This window comes from Thalassoroseus sp. (genome assembly GCF_984380535.1).
In genome coordinates, this window is record NZ_CFHRBF010000005.1 from 229,428 (window position 1) to 252,441 (window position 23,014).

Annotated in this window: 13 protein-coding genes; 9 read left to right on the top strand and 4 right to left on the bottom strand. The window is 52.2% G+C overall.

Annotated features, from left to right (window positions below):
* Positions 1-75: 75 nt before the first annotated feature.
* Together tdh and AC5DDB_RS08610 are read right to left on the bottom strand one after the other, a co-directional pair.
* On the bottom strand, positions 76-1,104 hold the full coding sequence (gene tdh, locus AC5DDB_RS08605) for an L-threonine 3-dehydrogenase (RefSeq protein ID WP_491739301.1): 1,029 nt from the start codon (positions 1,102-1,104) through the stop codon (positions 76-78).
* 178 nt (positions 1,105-1,282) lie between these two features.
* Positions 1,283-1,780, bottom strand: coding sequence for an FHA domain-containing protein (locus AC5DDB_RS08610; protein WP_491739302.1), 498 nt, complete (start codon positions 1,778-1,780; stop codon positions 1,283-1,285).
* Positions 1,781-2,036: 256 nt separating this feature from the next.
* On the opposite strand from AC5DDB_RS08610, the gene def reads away from it, so the two are divergent.
* Complete coding sequence (gene def, locus AC5DDB_RS08615; RefSeq protein WP_491739303.1) at positions 2,037-2,615, top strand: peptide deformylase; 579 nt, start codon at positions 2,037-2,039, stop codon at positions 2,613-2,615.
* A gap of 83 nt (positions 2,616-2,698) precedes the next feature.
* Positions 2,699-3,697 carry a methionyl-tRNA formyltransferase gene (fmt, locus tag AC5DDB_RS08620; RefSeq protein WP_491739304.1) on the top strand — a complete coding sequence of 333 codons (999 nt, stop codon included), beginning with the start codon at positions 2,699-2,701 and terminating at the stop codon, positions 3,695-3,697.
* Here fmt and AC5DDB_RS08625 read toward each other — a convergent pair whose 3' ends face one another.
* Positions 3,698-3,931 (bottom strand): hypothetical protein, encoded by a 234-nt coding sequence (locus AC5DDB_RS08625; RefSeq protein WP_491739305.1) that lies wholly within the window; start codon positions 3,929-3,931, stop codon positions 3,698-3,700.
* A gap of 18 nt (positions 3,932-3,949) precedes the next feature.
* On the bottom strand, positions 3,950-4,549 hold the full coding sequence (locus AC5DDB_RS08630) for a metallophosphoesterase family protein (protein ID WP_491739306.1): 600 nt from the start codon (positions 4,547-4,549) through the stop codon (positions 3,950-3,952).
* Positions 4,550-5,026: 477 nt separating this feature from the next.
* On the opposite strand from AC5DDB_RS08630, the gene dnaN reads away from it, so the two are divergent.
* The 7 genes from dnaN to AC5DDB_RS08665 all read left to right on the top strand — a co-directional run bounded on the left by dnaN (position 5,027) and on the right by AC5DDB_RS08665 (position 22,900).
* Positions 5,027-6,133, top strand: a complete 1,107-nt coding sequence (gene dnaN / locus AC5DDB_RS08635; protein WP_491739307.1) for a DNA polymerase III subunit beta — start codon at positions 5,027-5,029, stop codon at positions 6,131-6,133.
* A 31-nt stretch (positions 6,134-6,164) separates the two neighbouring features.
* Complete coding sequence (locus AC5DDB_RS08640; RefSeq protein ID WP_491739308.1) at positions 6,165-6,482, top strand: DciA family protein; 318 nt, start codon at positions 6,165-6,167, stop codon at positions 6,480-6,482.
* 90 nt (positions 6,483-6,572) lie between these two features.
* Positions 6,573-9,155, top strand: a complete 2,583-nt coding sequence (locus tag AC5DDB_RS08645; protein WP_491739309.1) for a DNA gyrase subunit B — start codon at positions 6,573-6,575, stop codon at positions 9,153-9,155.
* A 94-nt stretch (positions 9,156-9,249) separates the two neighbouring features.
* Entirely contained in the window at positions 9,250-11,166 is a 1,917-nt protein-coding gene (locus AC5DDB_RS08650; RefSeq protein WP_491739310.1) for a sulfatase-like hydrolase/transferase, read from the top strand.
* Between the two features lie 76 nt (positions 11,167-11,242).
* The gene (locus AC5DDB_RS08655) at positions 11,243-12,655 is read left to right on the top strand and encodes an arylsulfatase B (protein ID WP_491739311.1); all 1,413 of its coding nucleotides are present in this window, start codon (positions 11,243-11,245) and stop codon (positions 12,653-12,655) included.
* Between the two features lie 42 nt (positions 12,656-12,697).
* Positions 12,698-14,122 (top strand): arylsulfatase, encoded by a 1,425-nt coding sequence (locus AC5DDB_RS08660; RefSeq protein ID WP_491739312.1) that lies wholly within the window; start codon positions 12,698-12,700, stop codon positions 14,120-14,122.
* A gap of 522 nt (positions 14,123-14,644) precedes the next feature.
* Positions 14,645-22,900 carry a beta strand repeat-containing protein gene (locus tag AC5DDB_RS08665; protein WP_491739313.1) on the top strand — a complete coding sequence of 2,752 codons (8,256 nt, stop codon included), beginning with the start codon at positions 14,645-14,647 and terminating at the stop codon, positions 22,898-22,900.
* The last annotated feature ends 114 nt before the right edge of the window (positions 22,901-23,014 follow it).

A 23,014-nucleotide genomic window follows, 5' to 3' on the forward strand; every position in this document is an offset into this window, starting at 1 on the left:
ATTTGGTGCGTCACGACGCACCCTACTTCTGAATGCTAGGTTACGCTGTGCTAACTTAGCCTACGAAGACAAAAACTAGTCTCGCCAGTGGAGTAACACTTTGCCGCTTTCACCGCTTTTCATCGCTGCGAAACCTTTTTCGAATTCGGTGTAGTGGAAGCGGTGGGTAATGACTGGGCTAATATCGAGACCGCTTTCAAGCATAACAGTCATTTTATACCAGGTTTCGTACATCTCGCGTCCATAGATGCCTTGAATGTTGAGCATGTTGAAGACAACGATATTCCAGTCAATTGCGATATCTTGTTCGGGGATGCCGAGCATGGCGATCTTGCCACCATGACACATATTTTGAAGCATGTCGCGAAACGCACTTGGGTTGCCGCTCATCTCGAGACCGACGTCAAAACCTTCATGCATATCGAGTTCTTTTTGCACGTCGGCGAGTTTTTCTTCTTTGACATCGACGACGCGAGTGGCACCGAGTTTCTTCGCGAGTTCCAATCGCCAAGGATTGACGTCCGTTACCACCACAAACCGAGCGCCCGCATGTTTAGCGACGGCGGCGGCCATGCAACCGATCGGGCCGGCTCCCGTGATGAGCACATCTTCGCCTAACACGTCAAATTGTAACGCGGTATGCACAGCGTTGCCGAAGGGGTCGAAGATGGAGGCCACATCCTTATCAACGGTCGGGCGGTGATGCCACACGTTTGACATTGGCAGCACGACATATTCCGCGAACGCGCCGGGGCGGTTCACGCCGAGTCCCTGTGTGTCTTTGCAGAGGTGCCGACGACCGGCGAGACAATTCCGACAGCGTCCACAGACAATATGTCCCTCGCCGCTGACCACTTCGCCGGGGTGAAAGTCGGTCACGTTCGAACCCACCTCGACAACCTCGCCGACAAACTCATGCCCAACCACCATCGGCACGGGAATTGTTTTGGAGGCCCATGCGTCCCAATTGTAGATATGCAAATCGGTACCGCAGATGCCGGTGCGGTCGACACGGATTTTGACGTCGTTAATTCCGACCGTCGGCTCCGGCACGTCTTCCAGCCATAAGCCTTCGCGAGATTCCTTCTTCACCAACGCCTTCATGACCGACCTCCTTCATTTTGGAATTCATTTCCAAGATAGTAGACGTTTTGATTCCGTTTTACAAGAATTAATTTCCATTATTATGGAACCCGGGTCAATCGTCGTTCCCTGAGCGCACAAAAACGCTCCCAGACGGATCTGGGAGCGTTCGATATCTTGCAGGAATTTGGTTCCGATCTCAGTCGATTCCGTCATCAGAAAGCAATCGCACGTCGCTTTGGCTGTCGGAATTGGAAATCGCCGGAGAGTCCTCGATGTCATTCCACCCCCGCACGACGGCAGACGGGAACTCGGAGCCATCCGCTTGTCCGTCATCGTCAATCTCATGCAGCGAGGCAATCGGCTCGGTGTGGAAACGTTCGATCGAATCATCGTCATCGGCGGGTTCGCCAGGCCCCAAGTGTACGCGATACTTCACACTCGCGAAGGCCAATTCATCACCGGGGAGCAGGGCACCGCGAGTCACCCGCTGACCGTTCACTTTCGTTCCATTCGTGCTACCGAGATCACGCACGAACAGAAGCCCATCCGTCTTGACAATCAGACAGTGCAACTTGGAAACGCTGGCTTTATCCAGAATGAGGTCACACAGGCCGTGTTTACGACCGACCAGGACCAAATCGCTGGTGATGTTGATGGGCTTGCCACCAAGAACTGGAATCAGCTTGGCTTCCATAAAACTCTCGGGTCCAACGACAATATGTTTGAACGCCACTTCGGGCGTGCGACGCAAATGTACAATACAAATTGTCCGCTTTGAGTCGGAAAGAGTCAAGAATTGATCTTTCCGGCGGGTGAAGACGGTCAAAATGCTCGCCGATTCTTAACGTTTTCTGGTTTGGAGCGGTGACGAAACACTCGACGCCTCTTCCGGACATTCCTATACTAAGGTGCTTTAATTCCCCCCGCCGGCCGAACCGATCTTTGCAACCATGGAAATTGTTCACTATCCCCATCCCGTTTTGCGGTTCAAATCGCTCCCGATTACCAGAATCGATGCTGATTTGAAGGCCAAAGTTGCCGAGATGTTCGAACTGATGTATGCCGCCAAGGGCATCGGTTTGGCGGCCAACCAAGTCGGGTTGCCGTTTCGGTTCTTTGTGATTAACCCGACGGGTGATCCGAAGCAGAAGGACTGGGAACAGGTTTTTATCAACCCGGAAATCATCAGCAAAAAAGGCAGCGAAGAGGGCGAAGAAGGCTGTCTCAGCTTGCCGGATGTGTACGGACCGGTCAAACGGGCGGCAAAAATCAAAGTGGTCGCCTACGATTTGGACGGCCAGGAATTTGAGTGGGAAGTCGACGATTTGACCGCCCGCGTGATCCAGCACGAAAACGATCACCTCGACGGCGTGTTGTTCATCGATCGCATTCCTGAGCAAAGTTTGGCTGAGTCGGAGCAGTTTCTAGCCGAGTTCGAAAACGTATATCGACGTCGGCAATCCGCTGGGGAACTCAAGTCAGACGAGGAAATCGAAGCCGAGCTAAAGGGAATGGCACAAACGGCTTAGCGTCAGCCGTGCCCAGTGACGATCCCGGAAAAGCACGGCTCACAGAGCCGTGGCATCCAGTCCAAAATACCAGTTTCGATGATATGCCAGGAGACTCCGCTTTCTACAATCACCTTCGTCTTGTGATGATGGGCACGGGCACGTTTGCTCTTCCTACGTTTTTGAGTTTGTATGATTCGCCGCACGAGGTGGTGGGGTTGTTCACCCAGCCGGACCGTAAGGGACGCGGGCACCACCACCATCCGCACCCGATGCGGGAAGCCGCCGAGGAACGGGGCACCCCGGTCTTTCAGCCGGAGAACGTGAACACGCCGGAATCGCTCGCGGACTTGGCGGGTTTGGATGCCGATCTCTGCGTGGTCGCGGCTTATGGGCAGATTCTCTCAGCGGAACTCCTTCGTACGCCACGGTTTGGGGCAATCAACCTGCATGCGTCCCTGTTGCCGAAGTATCGGGGGGCAGCTCCGATTCAGTACGCAATTCTGAACGGTGAGACTGCAACCGGCGTGACGATTTTCCAGATCGAACCCAAATTGGACGCCGGTCCGATTTTGGGTGTCGATGTGATCAAGATCGGAGCACGGGAGACATCTGGCGAACTCGAAGAGCGTTTATCGGCTCTCGCTGTGCCGTTGACTTCACGCGTGTTGGGAATGTTCGCTCGCGAGGAAATCATCGGCCAGCCGCAGGATTCCACTGGTGTCACCAAAGCGCCCAAACTCCGCAAGGAACATGCCGCCATCCCCTGGGAGAAGTCCGCGGTGGCGGTGGCCAATCATCTGCGAGCCATGCAACCGTGGCCGAATCCGTTCACATTCTTGAATCAGCCGAACAAGAAGCCATTGCGATTGATCGTCGTGCAAGCACAGCCGGCCATCAATGCGGAATCCTCAGACCAACCGCCTGGAACCATCTTGAAATGCGATCACGGGCGGTTCTTGGTCCAGACCGGTGAGGGTCTATTGGACATTCTGGAAGTCAAACCGGAAGGCAAACGATCAATGCCAGCGGCCGACTTTTTGAATGGGCACCAAATTCAACCTGGGGATCGATTGAGCTCAAAACGCGAGCCCACCGTGTGATCAGAAGCGGAAGAATGGCGATTGCCAAATCGACACCGCTGCCCAAATCGCTAAACCAATTAACATGACATTGAGTAGCCAATACCCAAGCACGAGTTGTTTTTCGCTTGTCGAACTGTCGTTTTGCAGGGTTTCCAGGTCTTCATGCCACCGTTGCGAGGCTTCGTACAACCACCATCCCACAAAGATGATGAACACGATTTGCAATGAGAACCAACGACGATCGACCCACATACAACTCTCTCTGGGAATCTACAACGCCCACTCAATTCCGACTGGTCCTGCGTTGACCACAGGGATGTCGCCAAGGAATTCGGTCTTTCCGCCGCTCGCGTGAATATGTCCGCAGACGACTAACCTCGGCTGCGTCCTTTCGATGCATTCCCGCACCGCTTGACTGCCAAGATGCTTCCCGCGAGAAGACACGTCCAGAACCCCGAACGGCGGCGAATGGCTGACCAAGATCGTTTCACCAGGACACGACGTAAGATATTCGCGTGCCTGATCTTCGGTAAAATCGTAACTCCAACTTCCAAAAGGAGTTACCGGCACACCGCCACCTAACCCAAAGAATGTCTGACCGGCGATCGTCACGCTCGAACCATGCAAGACCGACGCGTGTGACCAATCCTCACAGACAGTTCGAAGTTCCTCAGTGGTCTCGTTGTTTCCGGCCACGAACACCAACGGCGTGTTGATAAATTCGAGCGGTGCCAGACAGTGTTCCAGCCCTTGGTGAGCATTACAGAAATCACCCGCCCCGACAATCACATCGAACTCATCGGCCCGTTTGGCCAAGCGTTCAGAGGCTTTTCGATCATTGTGCCAATCGCTGAACAGCCAAAGTTTCATGGTATTCGTGATTGTTCGGAGTGTGTCAGGGTGTCAGCAACATGTTGATAGGCGGTTCGCGAGCTGATTGGTTTGTTTGAGAATGAAGAGCTCATTGATCGGCATGTGGGAAACTCGCCATTCATGAACACGGTTCCCACCATCCCTCCACGAATAACCAACACCTTGTCCGCAGAGTTGTTCATCGCTTCAAAAGTCGAATCTCGTGGCCTCCCATGGAGTAACGTGAAGCTCATGGCATTGGATCAACAAAAAACATCGCTCCTGATAGTAATACTCCTAATAAAAAATCTTGATGAAATGAAAAGAGTGTTGGTTGTGAAGACGGACTTGCCAGAACCCCGTCTTCTCCCAGGAGAATGATCCAGACATTCTATTTTTTCCCAGGAAAATTTGGTATGATTCGCATTCGAAATATTTCGATTTGAATCGGTTGGTTCGAACGCAAAACCAGCAAGCTTGCCCGGTTGAGACACCATGAAACTGCACTTTCATCGTCCGTCCTTGATGACGGCTTTCACCATCGTCAACACGGTTGTTCCGTCTCGGACGCCGCGTGAGATTCTCAAGAACGTCAAGCTGCAGGTGGCCGATGGTGTGGCGACTCTGATCGGTACCGACCAGGAAGTGGGTATTCGTTACCAGATCAGCGGGGTCGAGACGCAATCCGCTGGGGAGACGCTGTTGCCGACGGCTCGAGTGTTGTCGATCTTGCGGGAACTTCACGACGAAAGTGTGGACTTCGAAATCGAGGACGACAAAGTTTGGATTCGTTCCGGGCACAGTGAGTTCCGGCTCTCCGCGGAAGACCCAGCTGAGTTCCCGACCGTCGCCGAATTCGCTGAAGAGAAGTATCACGTCGTCGATGGCAGTGTGTTCCGAGAAGCTATCCGGCGGACAATTTTCGCGACCGACGTGGAGAGCACGCGGTATGCCCTGGGTGGGGTGTTACTGGAACTCGGTACCGACAGCATGGCTCTCGTCGCGACGGACAGTCGACGATTAGCGTTGGTGAAGGTTCCGTGCAAATCCAACGGAGCTGACGAACCTGAGAACAACGCTCCTGTAGTGCCTCGGGCCGCGATGAGTTTGATCGAGAAAAGCGTCGAGGAAGGGGCGGAAGTCCATCTCGCCGTGCATGCAAACGACGTGCTGATCAAGTGTGGCAACTCCACAATTTATAGCCGGCTTGTCGATGGACGTTTCCCGAAATATGCCGATGTCATTCCAAGCAGCCCGGAACATTCGGTAGAACTTGTGACTGGTCCGTTCTATTCGGCTGTGCGTCAAGCTCAGATTGTGACGAACGAAGACAGTCGCGGTGTCGATTTCACTTTCAAAGACGGCACACTCACCCTCAATAGTTCAGCGGCAGAAATTGGAACCTCAACGATTGAGTTGCCGATCTCCTATGAGGAAGACGAACTGACCATCAAATTCGATCCGCGTTTTGTGGCCGAGTTCTTACGAGTGTTAGAGCCGGAGAAGCAAGTCCGCTGGGACTTGATTGATGCAGAAAGTCCCGCAGTTCTGCGAACCGATGACGAATACACCTACGTCATCATGCCCCTATCACGCGACTAGTATTTCAGATCGCTAGACTTCGGAGGGTTGAATGTCGGGTCCTCGTCGCGAACCGCAACCGCTCGCTAAAGCTCTTTCGGAATTAATCGCCATGCGGGGATTTGCCCGCGTGCGTGGCAAGACTCAATTGAGTGATATTTGGCGGGAAGTCGCCGGCGAACACATCGCTGAATTCACAAAGCCAATTGAGGTGAAACGTGGTGTGTTACACATCGCAGTTAGCAACTCAGCCATGCTTGGCGAACTCGTTTCCTTTCATCAGATGAACTTACTAGCCGAGCTCACACGCAACCATGCGGATCTAAAAATCAAAAGTCTCAAGTTCAAGTTGAGAACTCAAAGTTCATAAGAAGACGAGTGCGTTGCAACGTGCCGTGTGCTTAGAAAAATTTGCAGAGGTGCGTCTCGATGCACCCTACGATATTCCTAGGAAGATGCCGTGAGTGAACCAATGGATTCGGATGTTGTGGACGAACCGAATGACGATGTCAATCCGGAAGACATCGCGAAAATGTTGCCTGAAGATAAGTCGCTTGAGGACTATGGTGCCGATCAGATCAAAGCTTTGAAAGGGATCGAAGGGATCCGCACGCGACCGGCGATGTATATCGGCGACGCCGGTACGAACGGTTTGCATCACCTTGTATTTGAAGTTGTCGATAATAGTATCGACGAAGCAGTCAACGGCTATGCCACGACGATCAATGTCGTCATTCATAGTGATAACAGTGTGAGTGTGTCCGACGATGGTCGCGGCATTCCGGTCGGTCCAATGGCGAATATGGGCGGGCGATCGGCTTTGGAAGTCGTGCTGACCGAGATTCACGCTGGTGGAAAATTCGGTCGCGAAAGCGGCTACAAAATGGGCACCGGCGGGCTGCATGGCGTCGGGATTACCGCGGTGAATGCTGTCAGTGAATGGCTCGAAGCCGAGGTGCGTCGGGAAGGACAAGTTTGGACGATGGCCTTCGCGCGGGGTGTGCTGACAGACCCTCTGACCAAGTTAGGTAAGTCGGATCAAACCGGCACGAAACTCTCCTTCAAACCCGACCCAGAAATCTTCAGCGAAACAGTTTTTAGTTACGAAACTCTGCATCGGCGATTGCAAGAACTCGCGTTTCTGTCACCCGGCGTCCGAATTCATATTCGCGACGAACGAACGAGCCAATCCGATGAGTTCCACTTTGAGAACGGGCTCGTTGAGTTTGTGAAATATCTTAACCGCGCGTCGACGGCGGACTATAACGATGTGATCAACATCCAAGGCGAAGGCGAGGGCACGAACGGAAAGATCTTCGTGCACGTGGCGTTGCAGCATAACGACACCTTTACTGAGAATGTCCGAGCCTTCGCGAATAACATCTATAACCGCGAAGGTGGGACGCACCTGTCCGGATTTCGGACGGCGATCACACGGACCATCAATAACTACGCGAAGCAGAACAATCTGTTTAAGGATGTCACACCGAGCGGCGAAGACTTTCGTGAAGGTCTCACGGCTGTCGTCACTGTGCGTGTACCGGAACCGAGTTTCGAATCACAAACCAAAGTGAAACTCGCCAATAGCGATGTCGAAGGGATTGTCGCTTCGATAGTTAGTGAAGGACTCTCTAAGTATTTCGAAGAACACCCGCAAGTTGCCAAGTCGATTTGCACGAAAGGCGAACGTGCTGCCGAAGCTCGCGAGGCTGCTAAAAAAGCCCGCGAAATGGTGCGAGCCGAGAAGGGCACCACCACCGGTGGACTCCCTGAAAAACTTCGGGACTGTCGCAATCACGCACTCGATGTTTCCGAGTTATACCTTGTGGAAGGTCAGTCGGCCGGTGGATCCGCAGATACCGGTCGCGATTCCACGACGCAAGCGATTCTGCCTTTGCGTGGTAAGATCTTGAACGTCGAGAAAGCTCAAATTGTCAAGATCCTCGGCAATGCCGAAGTCGCTGCGATGTTCAAAGCCATCGGTGTGCCACCGGGTGCGGAACTTGAAGACGTCGAAAAGCGTCGCTACGGCAAGATCATTCTGATGACCGACGCCGACGTCGACGGCAGTCACATTCGCACGCTGTTATTGACGTTTATGTTTCGACATATGCGGGAACTTGTCCGCAATGGCTGTATTTATATCGCCCAACCGCCGCTGTATCGGGTGCAACGCAGAAACCCGAAGAAGGGCGAACATCCGCGATATGTACAAACACACGCTCAAATGATGTCAGAGTTAATCGAACTAGGAACACGCGATAGTAGTCTCAAATACGACCCTGATAAGACTGTGTTTGAAGGTGATCACTTCCTGAAGATTGTCGGGCTCGTCAACGAACTGGAAGAGCCATTCGAACTGCTAGAGCGTCGCGGAATCGAGCTGCGTTACCTAGTTCAGAATCATCTATCGCCCGAGGGGTTACTGCCTCGATATCGTCTCTTCTTCGCTGGTGAGCAGCGATACTTCTTCAACAAGGAACAACTCGAAGAGTTCCTCGAGTTTGAAGAAAAGGAACGAGGTAAAGAACTGCGTGTTGCAGATGATGAGGATCAGGCCCCGAGTGACTCTGAGAAATCGACCGATGCAGACGATGAAGTCGAGTTGGCCTTGCAAGTCGTCGATATGCATGAAGTCCGACAAATCAACCAGACGCTCAAAAAGCTCAAAGAGTATGGCATCAAGCCCGAGAATTTCTTGTCGGGTGTGAACCGGGCTGGTGAGTCTGTCTATCCTTGGATTATTCAGCACGGCGATGACGGTGAAGTGCTTCTCACAAGTTTGCGGGAACTGATTACAGAGATTCGCAAGCTAGGTGAGAAGGGGTTGGTACTTACGCGGTTTAAAGGTCTCGGCGAAATGGACCCAGAAGAACTCTGGGAAACAAGTATGGATGTCGAAAGCCGGTTGTTGTTGCAAGTGACCATGGAAGATGCTGCCGCTGCCGATGAGATCTTTCGTGTCTTGATGGGCGATCACGTCGAACCGCGTCGCGAGTTCATCGAGAAACACGCGTTGGAAGTCAAAGACCTCGACGTGTGATACCGACCTCTCGATGAAATTCACGAGCATTCCGGGTATGATCGATCCTACGAACTGATGTTCATAGGATCGATCAACTTCGGAACTGTCGCTCATGAAATGTTTCATCTTTGCAGTCATTGGTTTGCTATTTGGCCTGACAGGCATCGCCGCTGCCGAGCGTCCAAATGTGCTGCTCATTCTTGTCGATGACCTAAAGCCCACACTCGGATGTTATGGCGATACCCATGCGAAGACGCCTAACATTGATCGACTAGCATCCTGGGGGATGCGTTTCGAAAATGCCTATTGCAATCAGGCTGTGTGTGCACCGTCGCGGTTTACGTTGATGCTTGGTTCGCACTCGACTTCCACAGGGCTATACGGTCTTGGAAGCCAACTGCGAGACATTGTTCCCGATGCAGTGACGCTACCGCAATTTTTCGCGAAACATGGCGGCTATCACACTGAGTCATTAGGCAAAGTGTTTCATATCGGGCATGGGAACTATGGCGATCCAGATTCATTCAGCGTTCCGCATTTCAAAGACAAAGTGATCGAGTACGTCGATCCGGCTAGTACCAATGGGGGCAAACTCACTCGCGAGGAAGCCTACTTTACGAATCAGAAACTTGGGCAGATTGGTTCGTTGCCACGTGGAGCGGCTTATGAGTCTCCGGACGTGGCAGATGTTCGTTATGCTGACGGACGTGTCGCAATAGAGACAATCAAAAGACTTCAAGCCGCAAAGAAAAGACGAGACAGACACGAAACCCCGTTCTTCATTGCCGCCGGCTTTGCAAGGCCGCACTTACCATTTAGTGTGCCGCAAAAGTACTGGGACTTATACGATCCCACAACGCTGCCCATGCCGAGTTTTGAAGAACTCCCGAGGGATGCTCCAAAAGTTGCTGGAAAACGTGGCGGCGAAATCACGAACTATAAGCCGGTGCCAACCGATCGTCAGGCGACTTTTAGTCAAGAACTCAAACGCAAACTCATACATGGATACTATGCAAGTACAAGTTTCGTCGACGCCCAAATTGGCAAAGTGCTTCAAGAACTTGAGAGACTCGAATTGACGGAGAATACCATTATCGTTCTTTGGGGCGATCATGGGTTCCACTTGGGTGACCTGGGTATCTGGACGAAACATACTAACTACGAGCAAGCGAATCGAATTCCAATCCTCATTGTTGCGCCGGGTGTGACAGAACCGGGAGTGTCGAGTAAGCAGTTGGCAGAAAGTGTTGACATCTTTCCGACACTTGCCGAGTTGGCCGACTTGCCGGATCCGCAGCAAGTACCACAGCCGATCGATGGTGTGAGTCTTGTGCCGGTATTGAGAGATCCAAAGGCTGGGGTCCGTGATCATGCTTATCACGCGTACCCAAAGCAGAAACTAGGACGAGCAATCCGCACAGATCGCTACCGGCTTGTTGAATGGCGAGCATGGGACGGCGCGGAAGATTCTATCGAGTATGAACTCTACGATTATCAAATCGATCCGAATGAAACTCGAAACCGAGCAAGTGACAAATCTGAGATCGTCAAAAAACTAGCAGAGACACTGGCTCGATATCCTCAACCGGTCAACCGGGATGCCAAGATACGTCAAGAAAAGCCGCCGGAGATTTCAAATCGATCGTTGACAATTTCGGGACAGGTTCAGGATGCAGCGAAACACGGTGTGATCGTGGCCCAAGGTGGTCGTGAGCAGGGTTTCGCGGTCCATTTGATCGACGGGCGGCTTGCGTTTGATGTTCGCATTAATGGAACCGTCACGCGACTAGTTCTAAGGCAAGACACACCGCGGAATTTTACATTCGAAGCGAAGCTGACAGCCGATCGAATGCAGTTGTCGCTAGACGGGGCGGTGCTAGGAACGGTTGATTCACCTGGGTTAATTCCCGTGGAACCAAAAGACGGGCTGAGTATCGGACGTGACGATCTGTCTGCTGCAGGTGACTACGAAGCCCCGAATGTGTTCACCGGGAAAGTCATCGACTTGAAAGTCGTGCCAGGTCAGTAGGTGCTACTCAACTTCGTGTGAGTGACAACAAATCCTAGTCCAACGATCATTGCCTCTAGCCTGAAAGCCGCTCGATATGAATTGGTTATGCTCTTGTCTGTTGGTACTGATATGGCTGAATGAGATTGGACTGCAAGCCTCTGACCCTCCGCCGAATATTGTGCATATTATCGCGGACGATTTAGGTTGGAATGATGTCGGGTTTCATGGGAGTGATATCAAAACTCACGTGATCGATCAGTTGGCCAAAGAGTCGATCATCCTTGACCGGTTCTATGTTACGCCGATTTGTTCTCCAACACGCGCGGGAGTCTTAACGGGTCGGTATCCGTTTCGATTTGGTATCTGGGGTGGAGTGGTTTCGCCCGACAAGAGACACGGTTTACCGCCATCTGAGAATACCACGCCGGAGTTTCTGCGAGATTGTGGTTATCAGAATCGAGCTCTCTTTGGTAAATGGCATCTTGGATTGAGTTCCACGATGTTTCATCCTCTTAATCATGGGTTTACTCATTTTGTCGGACACTACAACGGCGCGATCGACTATTTCAGTCGGCATCGGCATGGTGAACTCGATTGGCATGAGAATTTCGAAAGTCGTCCAGAGGATGGCTACTCGACCGATCTTATAGGACGTGCCGCTGCCGCGTTTATTGATCAGCAGAAGAACACATCACCGTTCTATATGCTTGTAACATTCAATGCACCCCATTCGCCGCTGCAAGCAAAACCTGCGGATCTTGCTGACTATGGTTTTGATTCCAATAAGGATTTGGCACCGAATACCGTCCGTCGTCTTGCGCGACGCGAAGGGGCGTTAGATTATGGTATGAAAGGTCGTGGCAACTCGATTCGGCAAACGTTCTCTGCGATGGTGTCTGCATTAGATCAGAACATTGGTCGTATTCTTGAAGCTTTGCAACGCAATGGATTCACTCAGAATACGATCGTTGTTTTTCACAGTGACAACGGCGCCGACCCAAATCATGGTGGCGACAATAAACCGCTCCGAGGAAACAAGTTTACGACGTGGGAGGGCGGTGTGCGTGTGGTGGCTTTAATTCGTTGGCCACGAAAACTAGTCGGTGGCAGAACTGTGAAAGCGGTCGCTAGTTATGTTGATCTTCTACCGACATTCTTAGCAGCGGCAGGGCAGGAGTTGCCTAGCAATCTTGATGGTATCAATCTCTTGCCAATTCTGACACGCAAAGCAGAACCGAGTTCACGGGCAATACTGCTTAGTGACGACTCGGTTGTTACGACCGATTGGAAATTGAAGGGCGGGGAATTCTACGATCTCATTAATGATCCCTATGAGACTAAACCAGTATTAAATCCGCCGTCTGAGGTTTCTCGTCGACTTCAAAAGGAACTCGCTAAGTTTCCTTCGCTCGTCGGTCCAAAGACTGAAACGACATTACCGCTGCCTGAAACTTGGCCGCCGCGGGAGTGGAAGTTGCCTAGTGAATCGAATCGTCAAGACAAGTAGGTTGTCAGAATCGGATCTATAGAAACAAACAGAGAGTTCATAATGAAGACGCTCATTACTGTTGGTTTGATCTTGGTGACTTCAGGACTCAGTGCGGCAGAGAAACCTAACATTGTCTATATAATGTCTGATGAGTTGGCCTACTATGAACTCTCGCATATGGGTAATGAGAAGCTTCATACACCAAGAATCGATAGAATGGCGGCCGAAGGAATTCGGTTCACACAGTTATACGCAGCGGCTCCGGTTTGTGCTCCGTTACGAGCGGCATTGATGACCGGCAAGCATATGGGGCATGCATCAGTCCGAGCGAACGATGGTGGCACGCCGTTGCGAGCCGAGGAACCGACAATTGCGTCGATGCTAAAAAAAAATGGATATGCGACAGGCGGATTCGGGAAGTGGGGAGCCGGCGGACGCGGGTCGACTGGCGTGCCTGAAAAACATGGGTTCGATGTGTTCTTCGGCTACTATGACCAGGTGCATGCCCATTCGTTTTATCCGCCGTATCTCATTCGAAATAGCGAAGAAGTGCCACTAAAGGGGAACGTCGGAGGTCGGTCTGGTGAGACTTACTCACACTACGTAATCATGGACGAAGCATTAGAGTTTATTCAGGCTCACAAGAATGACCCGTTCTTCTGTTACCTACCGATTACACCACCGCATGGCATGTATGATATTCCCACGGACGATCCTGCTTGGACGCTTTATGAAGACGATGCTTGGATGAAAGATCCGAACGTTCCACAGGATGCCAAAAACTATGCCGCTATGGTCTCGATGGTCGATCGAAATTTAGGGGATGTGCTCGACTTGCTTGTTGAACTCGATCTTGAAGATAACACAATTGTATTTTTCACCGGAGACAATGGCGGCCAAGATCGGTTTCGTTCAAAGCAGCATCCACGTGGGTATTTCGGACCGAATGTCAATCCGAAGACAGGCGTCGAGTTTCGAGGCGGCAAGGGGAGCTTGTACGAGGGTGGGTTGCGAATCCCTTATCTCGTGCGATGGCCGGAACGAATCCCGGCGGGTGTGGTGAGCGATCACCTAAGTTCACAAGTGGATGTTATGGCTACTTTGGCCGATCTCGTCGGTGACGACGCGCCGGAGAACGATGGCTTGTCATTCTTGCCGACACTCTTGAGCGGAAAACTGGAAGGTCGGGATCAGAAGCAGCACTCGCATTTGTACTGGGAGTACCGCAATCAGCGGGCGGTGCGAATGGGCAATTGGAAAGCCGTGCGGCCGAACGCAAATCGACCTTGGGAATTGTACGACCTCAGTCAGGATGTGAGTGAGACTAAGGACGTCGCCCGACGGCATCCCGACGTGGTGGAAACGATGGCGAAACTAGCCGAGGAATCTCACGAGCCCGTGCGTGCCGGTCGGTATATGGATGCAAAGAAAACCGCTCATCAACGCGACCGAGCTGCGAAGTGGGGAACTTCACAGTCCCGCTAGTTAGACGACTGTAACTATTAGTTTTCTCACAACATTCAGTAAACTGCGACGGGCGACTTGCGCGTCGTGGAACGCAGCGTTATGTCAATTTGCATTGGTAGAATCAATGAGGAGTTCCGAAGAATTACTTATGTAAAGACGGTAGTAGCTCATAACTGACTTTTGTGATCAGTAGACATACTAACTGGGCGAAGTTTCAGAGGAATCGATCAGAGATCTCTTCTTGCAGATGGCTTTGTGAGAATCTGTTAACCGTTAAAATCGGAACTTGCAACCGCTCCCTAAGCATGGTTATTTTGAATCCGTTTCCCGACGCAATCTACTAGTCCGAGTTCTGGTCTTCTGTATCCGCAGTGGAAGTAGACATGGTTTTGTTTACCGACTTCCACGTGACAGAGGTCGCTAGGATCACAAGTCATCTACTTGGTTCCGCAATACGGATGTCACTTCAAAACGAGTGATTCTAGGCATGTTGTTGCGTCTGTTGGTTTGACTTCCGATGGATCATTGATGGGAGTGACGATGTACTTTCAAAATTGGCTGAACCGTTTGCGTGGGCAGAAACTTAGCCGAAAACTCACTGGTTCACGACATCGTCGACGCCGGGAAAGCGTGCTTTGCGATAACGAGAAAGCCGCCATTCGACTACTCGAGACGCTCGAAGATCGGACGCTACTGACCATCGACGTTTCCGGCATTATTAGCGTCGATACAGTTTGGGACGATCCCATGGGGTATCGTCTGACGAACGATGTAACGGTCCAGAACGGGGCGACACTCACCATCGCGAGTGGTATCAACATCTCGACAAGTTCGTCCTTCAATGAATTATTCATTGGGAATAACAACACAGGCGGGCGTCTCGATGCAGACGGAGCGACATTCAATGCCAATGTGGTTTTGCGAAGTGACTCCGGCTTGATTCAGGCGAACGATGTCACGAACAACACGTTTTTGGCCTCCCTGAGAATCGAGGATGATAACCCGACAACCACGGTTCTCACCGGCAACACTTTTCAAGCGGACCCGAGCGTTCATCCCGAGGCAGTGCCGACGTTAGTGGGTAACACGTTTGCCGCCGGCACGACCGTATTTGTTCTAGCGGGAACGGTTGATGTCGACACAACTTGGCCGCTGTTTACTAACGTTGTCGATTACACGATTGCCGGCGATGTGCTAGTCAGTAGTGGTGCGGATCTGACGATCGCGACTGGCAACCAAGTTAATCAGACGAGTGCGTTTGAAGAATTCTTCATCTCAAGCGATGGTTCCGGTGCCGGTCTGAATGCGAATGGTGTCACATTCGGGGCCGGTGTGATTTTTCGTCCGACTGCGACCGGGACGGTTACCGGAAACGTCATCGTGGCCGGGTTTCAGATTGAAGGCGATAGCACCTCGGCGTTGGATCTATCGAGCAACAATTTCCAATCCGACCCGAGAGTTCATCCGGAATTTGTGCCGCGGATGGATTTAAATTCGTTTGAATCGGGAACAACAATCTTCGTGCTCAATGGGGTTGTCGATACGGACACGACATGGCCGGTGATTGCCAATGTCGCTGCGTATAACCAATTGAACGATGTCTCCGTACAAGGCGGAGCGCGGTTGACGATTGCGAGTGGCAACCAGGTCAATCAGGCCAGTGCGTTTGAGCAACTGTTTATTGCCAATGATGGTTCCGGTGCTGCGCTCGATGCCAATGGAGTCGATTTTGGAACCGATGTCATTTTCGCGGCCTCTGCCACCGGTTCGCTGCTCAATAGTACGATCTTTGGGAGTTTCACCTTTAATGGTGATCGCTCGTCGTTGCTGACTGTCGGCGGGAACACATTTAATGTGAATCCGATATCGCATCCCGAGTTTGTCGAGGAACTTTCAGACAACAACTTTGCCCCGGCCAGCACGATTTTCATCAGCGGCGGTGTGATTGATACCAACACGACTTGGCCTCTCATCTCTCAAGTCAACGCCTACAGCCTTTCCGGCGATGTGCTCGTCAATGGTGGCGCACAACTCACGATCGATGTTGGCGTCCGTGTGAACGAGACAACCGATTTCGACGATTTGTTTGTTTCGAGTGATGGCTCTGGTGCTCGGTTGGTTGCGGATGGCGTGATTTTCGGTGGCGATGTTATCTTTCGAAGTAACTCCGGTGGGTCGCTGCAAAACAGTACGATCTTTGGCACGTTCGAATTTCTGGATGACGGCACGTCTGATTTGATCGTTCAGAACAACGTGTTTCAGAGCAACCCAAATGTCCATCCCGAGTTCGTGCCTGCGATGGTTGCCAATACCTTTGCAAACGGCACCACCATGTTTATTAGCGGGGGAGTGATTGACGAAAACATAACGTGGCCGGTCATTCCGAATGTCGTTGCCTATAGTATTTTTGGTGATGTCTCTGTCCGTAATGGGGCCGCGTTCACAATCGACAGTGGAAACCAAGTCAACGACTTTTCGACCTTCGATGATTTCTTTATCGCGGACGATGGATCAGGGGCGGCGTTGTTTGCTGATGGCGTGACATTCACGGCCGACATTGAGTTTCGCCCCACGGCGACAGGTTCGGTGACTAATAACACTGTCTTCGGCAGCTTTGTGTTCGATGATGACAACACGTCGCTGTTGAACGTTGCGGGGAATGATTTCCGAACGGCCCCCAGTGTGCATCCGGAATTCGTACCGGAAATTTCCGGCAATACGTTTGCCTCTGGGACAACGCTTTTTGTCTTAGATGGTTTCGTCGATAGCGACACCACTTGGCCGTTGATTCCCAATGTCACCGCTTATAGCGCTACAGGAGATATTCAGGTTTCTGGCGGTGCGATTTTGACAATCGACGGTGGAAATCGCGTGAATGAAGCGGACTCGTTTCAAGAGCTATTCGTCTCGAATGACAATTCGGGTGCCGGCATTGTTGCAAACAATGTGCAGTTCGGCATCGAGATTCGATTGCGTCCCAATGCTACGGGCTCGCTCTTGTTCAATCGGTTCTTTGCTCCGCTGTTGATTACCGGTTCGGCAACAACCGTTATTCACTGCAACGATTTCTCTGCAGGCAACGCGACCATTGAAGCTGTCACCAACTCAGGTTCCGGACCACTTGATCTTACCGACAACTTCTGGGGGACCACGAATCCGGCTCAGATTGAAAACAAAATCCTGCACAATATCGACAATAGCAATCGGCCGTTAGTCGAGTTTGATCCGTTCTTGAGTTTTGCCCCGCAGAACATCGTCGTTGATGTTTCACCTTCTAGTGTGACTGAGAACGGCGCGACGAACTTGATTTACACGTTCACGCGGAGTGGCACACTTGATTCACCCCTCACAATCACATTTGAGACCGGAGGAACTGGTGTTTTTGGTGCCGACTACACTTTGATCGGAGCGGATAGTTTCGATGGCACGACCGGCACGTTGACATTCGCCGCCAGTAGTTCGACAGCGACATTGACGGTCGACCCGCTGAACAATGGAAACCTGGACGGCAATCGAACGGTTCAAGTGACCGTGGTCGAGGCCGTTAACTACAAGCTCGGGAGTGGCAACAACGCAACTGGCACAATTGTAGACGATGAAAATGGAATCACGTTGTCGGTTGCTCCCGGCAGTATCGCCGAAGATGCACCGGGCACACTCGTTTACACATTCACGCGGAGCGGGTCGACAGACTCGGCTATTTCCGTCGGGTTTGGTGTGACGGGGTCGGCGAGTTCTGGTTCCGACTATTCCGTCTTGAACGCTGCGAGTTTCAATGGTTCGGTCGGAAGTGTGGACTTTGGCGTGGGTGTTAGCCAAGTGTCGGTCCTGGTCGATCCCCTTCACGATTTAGTCAGTGAACCAGATGAGACCGTGCAATTCACACTGCTTTCGGGAGCCGGTTATGTCGTCGGCACACCGAACTCTGCCACTGGAACGATTACGAATGTCGATCCGAGTGTCAGTGTTAGTGTCTCGCCTTCAACCGTCTCAGAAGACGGCATCGGCAACTTGACTTACACTTTCACCCGGTCGGGTGACACCACCGCACCGCTCACGATTCAGTTTAGTGTTGGCGGTGATGCAACTTTCAGCGATGACTACACCCAAACCGGAGCCGACAGTTTCAATACAAACACTGGAACTGTCACGATTCCAAATGGACAATCGACAGCCACCATTATCATCGACCCAACCACCGACACGAACGTTGAGTCAGACGAAACTATTCAGCTGACGATTACCTCGGCTGCGGGTTACGACATTGGCACGCCGTCGTCGGCAACAGGGACGATTATCGACGACGACACCCGTGTGACCTTGAACGTCACGCCAGCAACGGTCGTCGAAGGTGGTAGTCTCAACTTGATTTACACTTTCACCCGGTTTGGTATTCTCGATTCGCCGCTGACGGTCGATTTTAATTACTCAGGGACTGCGACACTTGGCTCCGACTACACGCCGAATGGTGCCGATGTTTTCAACGGGGGAAGCGGACAAATTACGTTCGGCACTGGAAACGATACGGCCGTGCTCGTCGTCATGCCGAACGATGATAATAGTGTCGAACCGGATGAAACTCTGAATATCATGCTCGCGGGTGGCACCGGTTACACAGTGGATTCACCGGCATCGGCATTGGGTACGATTGTGAATGACGACGCAAACGTTAGTGTGTCGGTTTCTCCGTCATCGGTCGCGGAAGACAGTTTGCAAGATTTAATTTATACCTTCACTCGCACTGGAGCGATTGACTCTGCGTTGACCGTCGACTTTAGTGTTGGCGGAACCGCCATGTTCGCTACGGACTACTCACAATCCGGTGCGTCGAGTTTTAGCACAAACGCTGGAAGTGTGGTGTTTGGTGCAGGAAGTTCGACGGCCACTGTCATTGTCACCCCCACCATGGACTTCTCGTTCGAGCCAGACGAGACCGTGAGATTGACACTGCAATCCGGCGCAGGATATTCCCTCGCAGCTCCAAGTCTCGCAACGGGTACCATTCAGAACGACGACCAAGCCATCAGTGCGACACTTTCGATCAACGATGTCACACGATCGGAAGACAATGGTCCGGTGGTGTTCACGGTGTCGCTGAGTCAAGCCGTCGATGTCGATGTACTCGTCGACTTCAGCACGCTCACCGATACCGCGAACGACCTCGATTTCACCGCCGCGACCGGCACCCTGACCATTCCCGCCGGTCAAACCTCTGCCACGATTTCAGTCGAAATCATTGATGATGCGATCGTCGAAGCCAACGAACAGTTCTTCGTTGTTCTCTCCAATGTGCAAGCGAGCGGTCGCAATGTAACGATCGCCGACGATCGTGGTATCGGCACGATTTTCAATGACGATGGAACCGTGACGGTTTCCATTGGCGATGCGACTCGTGCGGAAGACAACGGGTCGATGACGTTCACAGTCTTCCTCAATCAACCGTCGGCTCAAGATGTTACGGTGGACTTCAACACCGAGTTCGATTCCGCCGGTTCCGCCGACTTCACGCCGTCGACTGGCACGATCACGATTCCCGCGGGGCTTTCGGTCGGTACAATCAACGTCCCCATCACCAGTGACACCATCGTCGAGTTGGACGAACAATTCTTCGTGCGGCTTTCGAACGCTCAATCGGGTGGGCAAGCGTTGTCGATTACCGATGACCGCGGTATCGGCACAATTATCAATGATGACGCGAGCCAAGTGTCGGTCGCCAACGTCATGCAGCCGGAAGGTGATCAGCCATTGGTGTTCACAGTTTCGATCACGCAGCCATTCGATGTGAATGTGATGGTCGACTTTACGGTGACCGACACGACCGGCGGTCCTGGTCCTGCGTTCGGAATCAATGGTGGTTTCGGTCCATTCACGCAGTTCCAACTGGTCGGCGGAGTGGCTTCGGGAACCGTAACAATTCCGGCGGGCTTCACATCAACCACGGTTGAAGTCGATGTCCCTCGCGATAACGTCGTCACGCTGCAGAAAAGTTTCACGATCAATCTAGGCAATATCGATGCGGGCGATCGCGACTTCACAATCAGCAATGGTGTAGCCGTTGGCACGGTAACGAATGTGGATGTCGCCTCGCTGACCATCAACGACGTATCTGTCGACGAGAACGCCGCCGAATTGGTCTTTACCATCTCGCTGGATACGCCGGTTGATGTCGATTTGATTGTCGATTACGCCACCCAAACCGATTCCGCTGGGTCGAACGATTTCAGTTTGGATCCGGGCACGTTAGTCATCCCAGCCGGAAACATGAGCACCCTGTTAGTAGTCTCGCTGACTGAAGACAACATCGTCGAACTCGACGAACGATTCTTCCTGAACCTCAGCAATCTGCAAACGAATGGCCGACAGGTCAATCTCGACGGCATGCAGGGGATGGGCACAATCCGCGACGACGACTCTGCTACGATTTCGATCATCGGGGTCTCACAGGATGAAAATTCCGGTCCGATGACGTTCACCGTTTCGCTCGACAATCCGGTCGATACCGGTGTTTCTGTTTCGGTCGTCACTGATACTGATTCGGCGGACGCAAACGACTTCACTGCAATCGACCGCCAAGTTTCCCTTCCCGCTGGGAGCACAAGTGCAACCTTCAATGTGAACGTGCTCGGCGATGAAGTGGTGGAACTTGACGAGCAGTTCTTGGTGAACCTTACGAACCTGATCGCCGGTGGCCGCGATGTTAGCCTGGGGACGGTGCAAGTCGCCGGTATCATTCGCAATGACGATGTTGCCAGCTTGTCGATTGACGACGCAACCGGTTCGGAAGCCGGCGGTGTTTTGTCGTTTCCCGTTACGTTGAGTCGGCCGTTGAATGTCGACGTGACGGTGGACTTCGCCACTGTAGCCGACTCCGCCGGATTAACGGACTATTCGTCTCGCATGGGAACTCTCATCATTCCCGCCGGTTCCACGACAGGAATGATCAATGTCACACTGACCATGGACGGCAACAACGGCGAGTTCGACGAGCAGTTCTTTATCGACCTCAGTAATGTGGGAAGTAGCGGACGCGGAGTTGCACTCAACGATTCTCGAGCGACCGGCACAATTCTCGGCGACGTAAGTACCGGCCCGGCTGCATTGCTGTCTATCACGGACGCCAGCCAATCCGAAAACAACGGCCCGATCGTTTTCACAATTTCGCTCGACAACGCCGTCGATCAGGACGTGACGGTCGACTTTGAGACCGTCGCCGACACTGCCAATGGAACGGATTTCACTTCTCGAACCGGAACACTGACAATCCCTGCCGGCGAAACTTCAGTCACGCTTTCGATCGATCTCACAGCCGATGCCATCACGGAACTTGATGAGCAATTCTTCGTGAATCTATCGAACATTCAACCGGGTTCCGCTGGCGTGTTGCTCGACGACGGTCAAGCTCGCGGTACGATTCTCAACGACGACTTCGCAACAATTACGGTTAACAATGTCGGAACCTTCGAAGGCAGTTCAGGGACGCGTGAATTGCAATTCACAGTCACTCTGAACGGCGATTTGGATTCTGAAGTGACCGTCGATTTCGCCACGATGAGCGACACCGCCACCAGCAACGATTTCGTGTCTCAAAGTGGCCAACTGACTTTTCTCGGAACTTCAGGGGAATCGCATACTGTCATCGTGGAAATCAACGGCGATCTGGAAGTGGAAGCCGATGAAGTCTTCCGCCTCACGCTTTCGAACATCGTCGCAGGCGGTCGAGATGTCACCAGCGTCAACGGAACCGGCACAATTCGCAACGATGATTTGCGGGCAAGCCAAGCCGAAGTGGTCAGTGAAACGATTCCCAATTCGTCAATCAATGGCACCTATCAAGAAGTCGTTAGCGGCAACTTCGACGGTGTGCCGGCAACGATGGGACTCGCCGACGATCTGTTCTTCTGGGACCCGGTTTCCGGTGCAAACCGGATTATCTTTGGGGATGGTCGACTGCAAAATAATCCCATCAATCCCGGCTTCCTCAATGGCAACGACTTTACCGAAATCCTCGTGGGCAACTTCGATGATGGCGGTGGCGATGACTTGTTCTTCTGGAATCCGCGTAGTGGACGCAATCGCTTGATTCACAATTCCGCTAATGCAGCCGGGATTGCAACGTCTATCGAAACCAACTTCATCCCAGCGAACGCTATCAACGGGAACGATTTCACGAGCATCGTTACCGGCAATTTCGACGGCGGTGGGCCAGACGATCTGTTCTTCTGGAACTCGATGAACGGACGCAACCGTCTAGTTCATCTCGCCGCAGTCCAGCCTGGCGTCGAGACCGACGGTTCGCTCTTCCAGACGAATCTGATCGACGCCACACTAGTAAACGGCAATAGTTATCAAACCGTCCAAGTTGGCCAATTCACCGACGCGGAATTGGACCAGCTTTTGTTCCTCAACTTGACCACCGGCGGGAACCGTCTGGTCTCCTTTGCCATCGACGAACCCGGTGGACTGTCAAATTTCGGGGCATTTCGAACGAACTTCATCGCAGGTTCGACATTCAACGGAAACGACTTTGAGCAAGTCGTTGTCGCAGACCTCAACGGCGACGGCTTGGATGACCTATTCGCTTGGAACACGCGAACCGGTCGGAATCGCATCGCGTTGGCCGACTTGAATCCGATTAACTCGCCGAGCGTGGTGTCGAACTTCATTACTCCTGGTGCAGTGAACGGCGACTTCGATCGCGTTGTACGACTACGCAATGAACTCTTTGGTTCCGATTTCGCCGATGAACTCTTCTTCTGGGACGATGCCGCCGGCTTGAACCGTGTTGGTTTTGTTTAATGCACGAATAGTCAGTCAAAGTCGCGTCAATCGATGCCGGTATCAGTTGTCGAACCGCCTGATACCGGTTTTTTTGCGCAAACAAAGTCATGCCAATTCTGTAAAGTTCATTGC

Coding starts and splice junctions, on each gene's coding strand:
- AC5DDB_RS08660 (WP_491739312.1), top strand. CDS start 12,698: ATGAAGACGCTCATTACTGTTGGTTTGATCTTGGTGACTTCAGGACTC.
- AC5DDB_RS08650 (WP_491739310.1), top strand. CDS start 9,250: ATGAAATGTTTCATCTTTGCAGTCATTGGTTTGCTATTTGGCCTGACA.
- AC5DDB_RS08655 (WP_491739311.1), top strand. CDS start 11,243: ATGAATTGGTTATGCTCTTGTCTGTTGGTACTGATATGGCTGAATGAG.
- dnaN (WP_491739307.1), top strand. CDS start 5,027: ATGAAACTGCACTTTCATCGTCCGTCCTTGATGACGGCTTTCACCATC.
- AC5DDB_RS08610 (WP_491739302.1), bottom strand. CDS start 1,780: ATGGAAGCCAAGCTGATTCCAGTTCTTGGTGGCAAGCCCATCAACATC.
- AC5DDB_RS08630 (WP_491739306.1), bottom strand. CDS start 4,549: ATGAAACTTTGGCTGTTCAGCGATTGGCACAATGATCGAAAAGCCTCT.
- fmt (WP_491739304.1), top strand. CDS start 2,699: ATGCCAGGAGACTCCGCTTTCTACAATCACCTTCGTCTTGTGATGATG.
- AC5DDB_RS08665 (WP_491739313.1), top strand. CDS start 14,645: ATGTACTTTCAAAATTGGCTGAACCGTTTGCGTGGGCAGAAACTTAGC.
- def (WP_491739303.1), top strand. CDS start 2,037: ATGGAAATTGTTCACTATCCCCATCCCGTTTTGCGGTTCAAATCGCTC.
- AC5DDB_RS08625 (WP_491739305.1), bottom strand. CDS start 3,931: ATGTGGGTCGATCGTCGTTGGTTCTCATTGCAAATCGTGTTCATCATC.
- tdh (WP_491739301.1), bottom strand. CDS start 1,104: ATGAAGGCGTTGGTGAAGAAGGAATCTCGCGAAGGCTTATGGCTGGAA.
- AC5DDB_RS08640 (WP_491739308.1), top strand. CDS start 6,165: ATGTCGGGTCCTCGTCGCGAACCGCAACCGCTCGCTAAAGCTCTTTCG.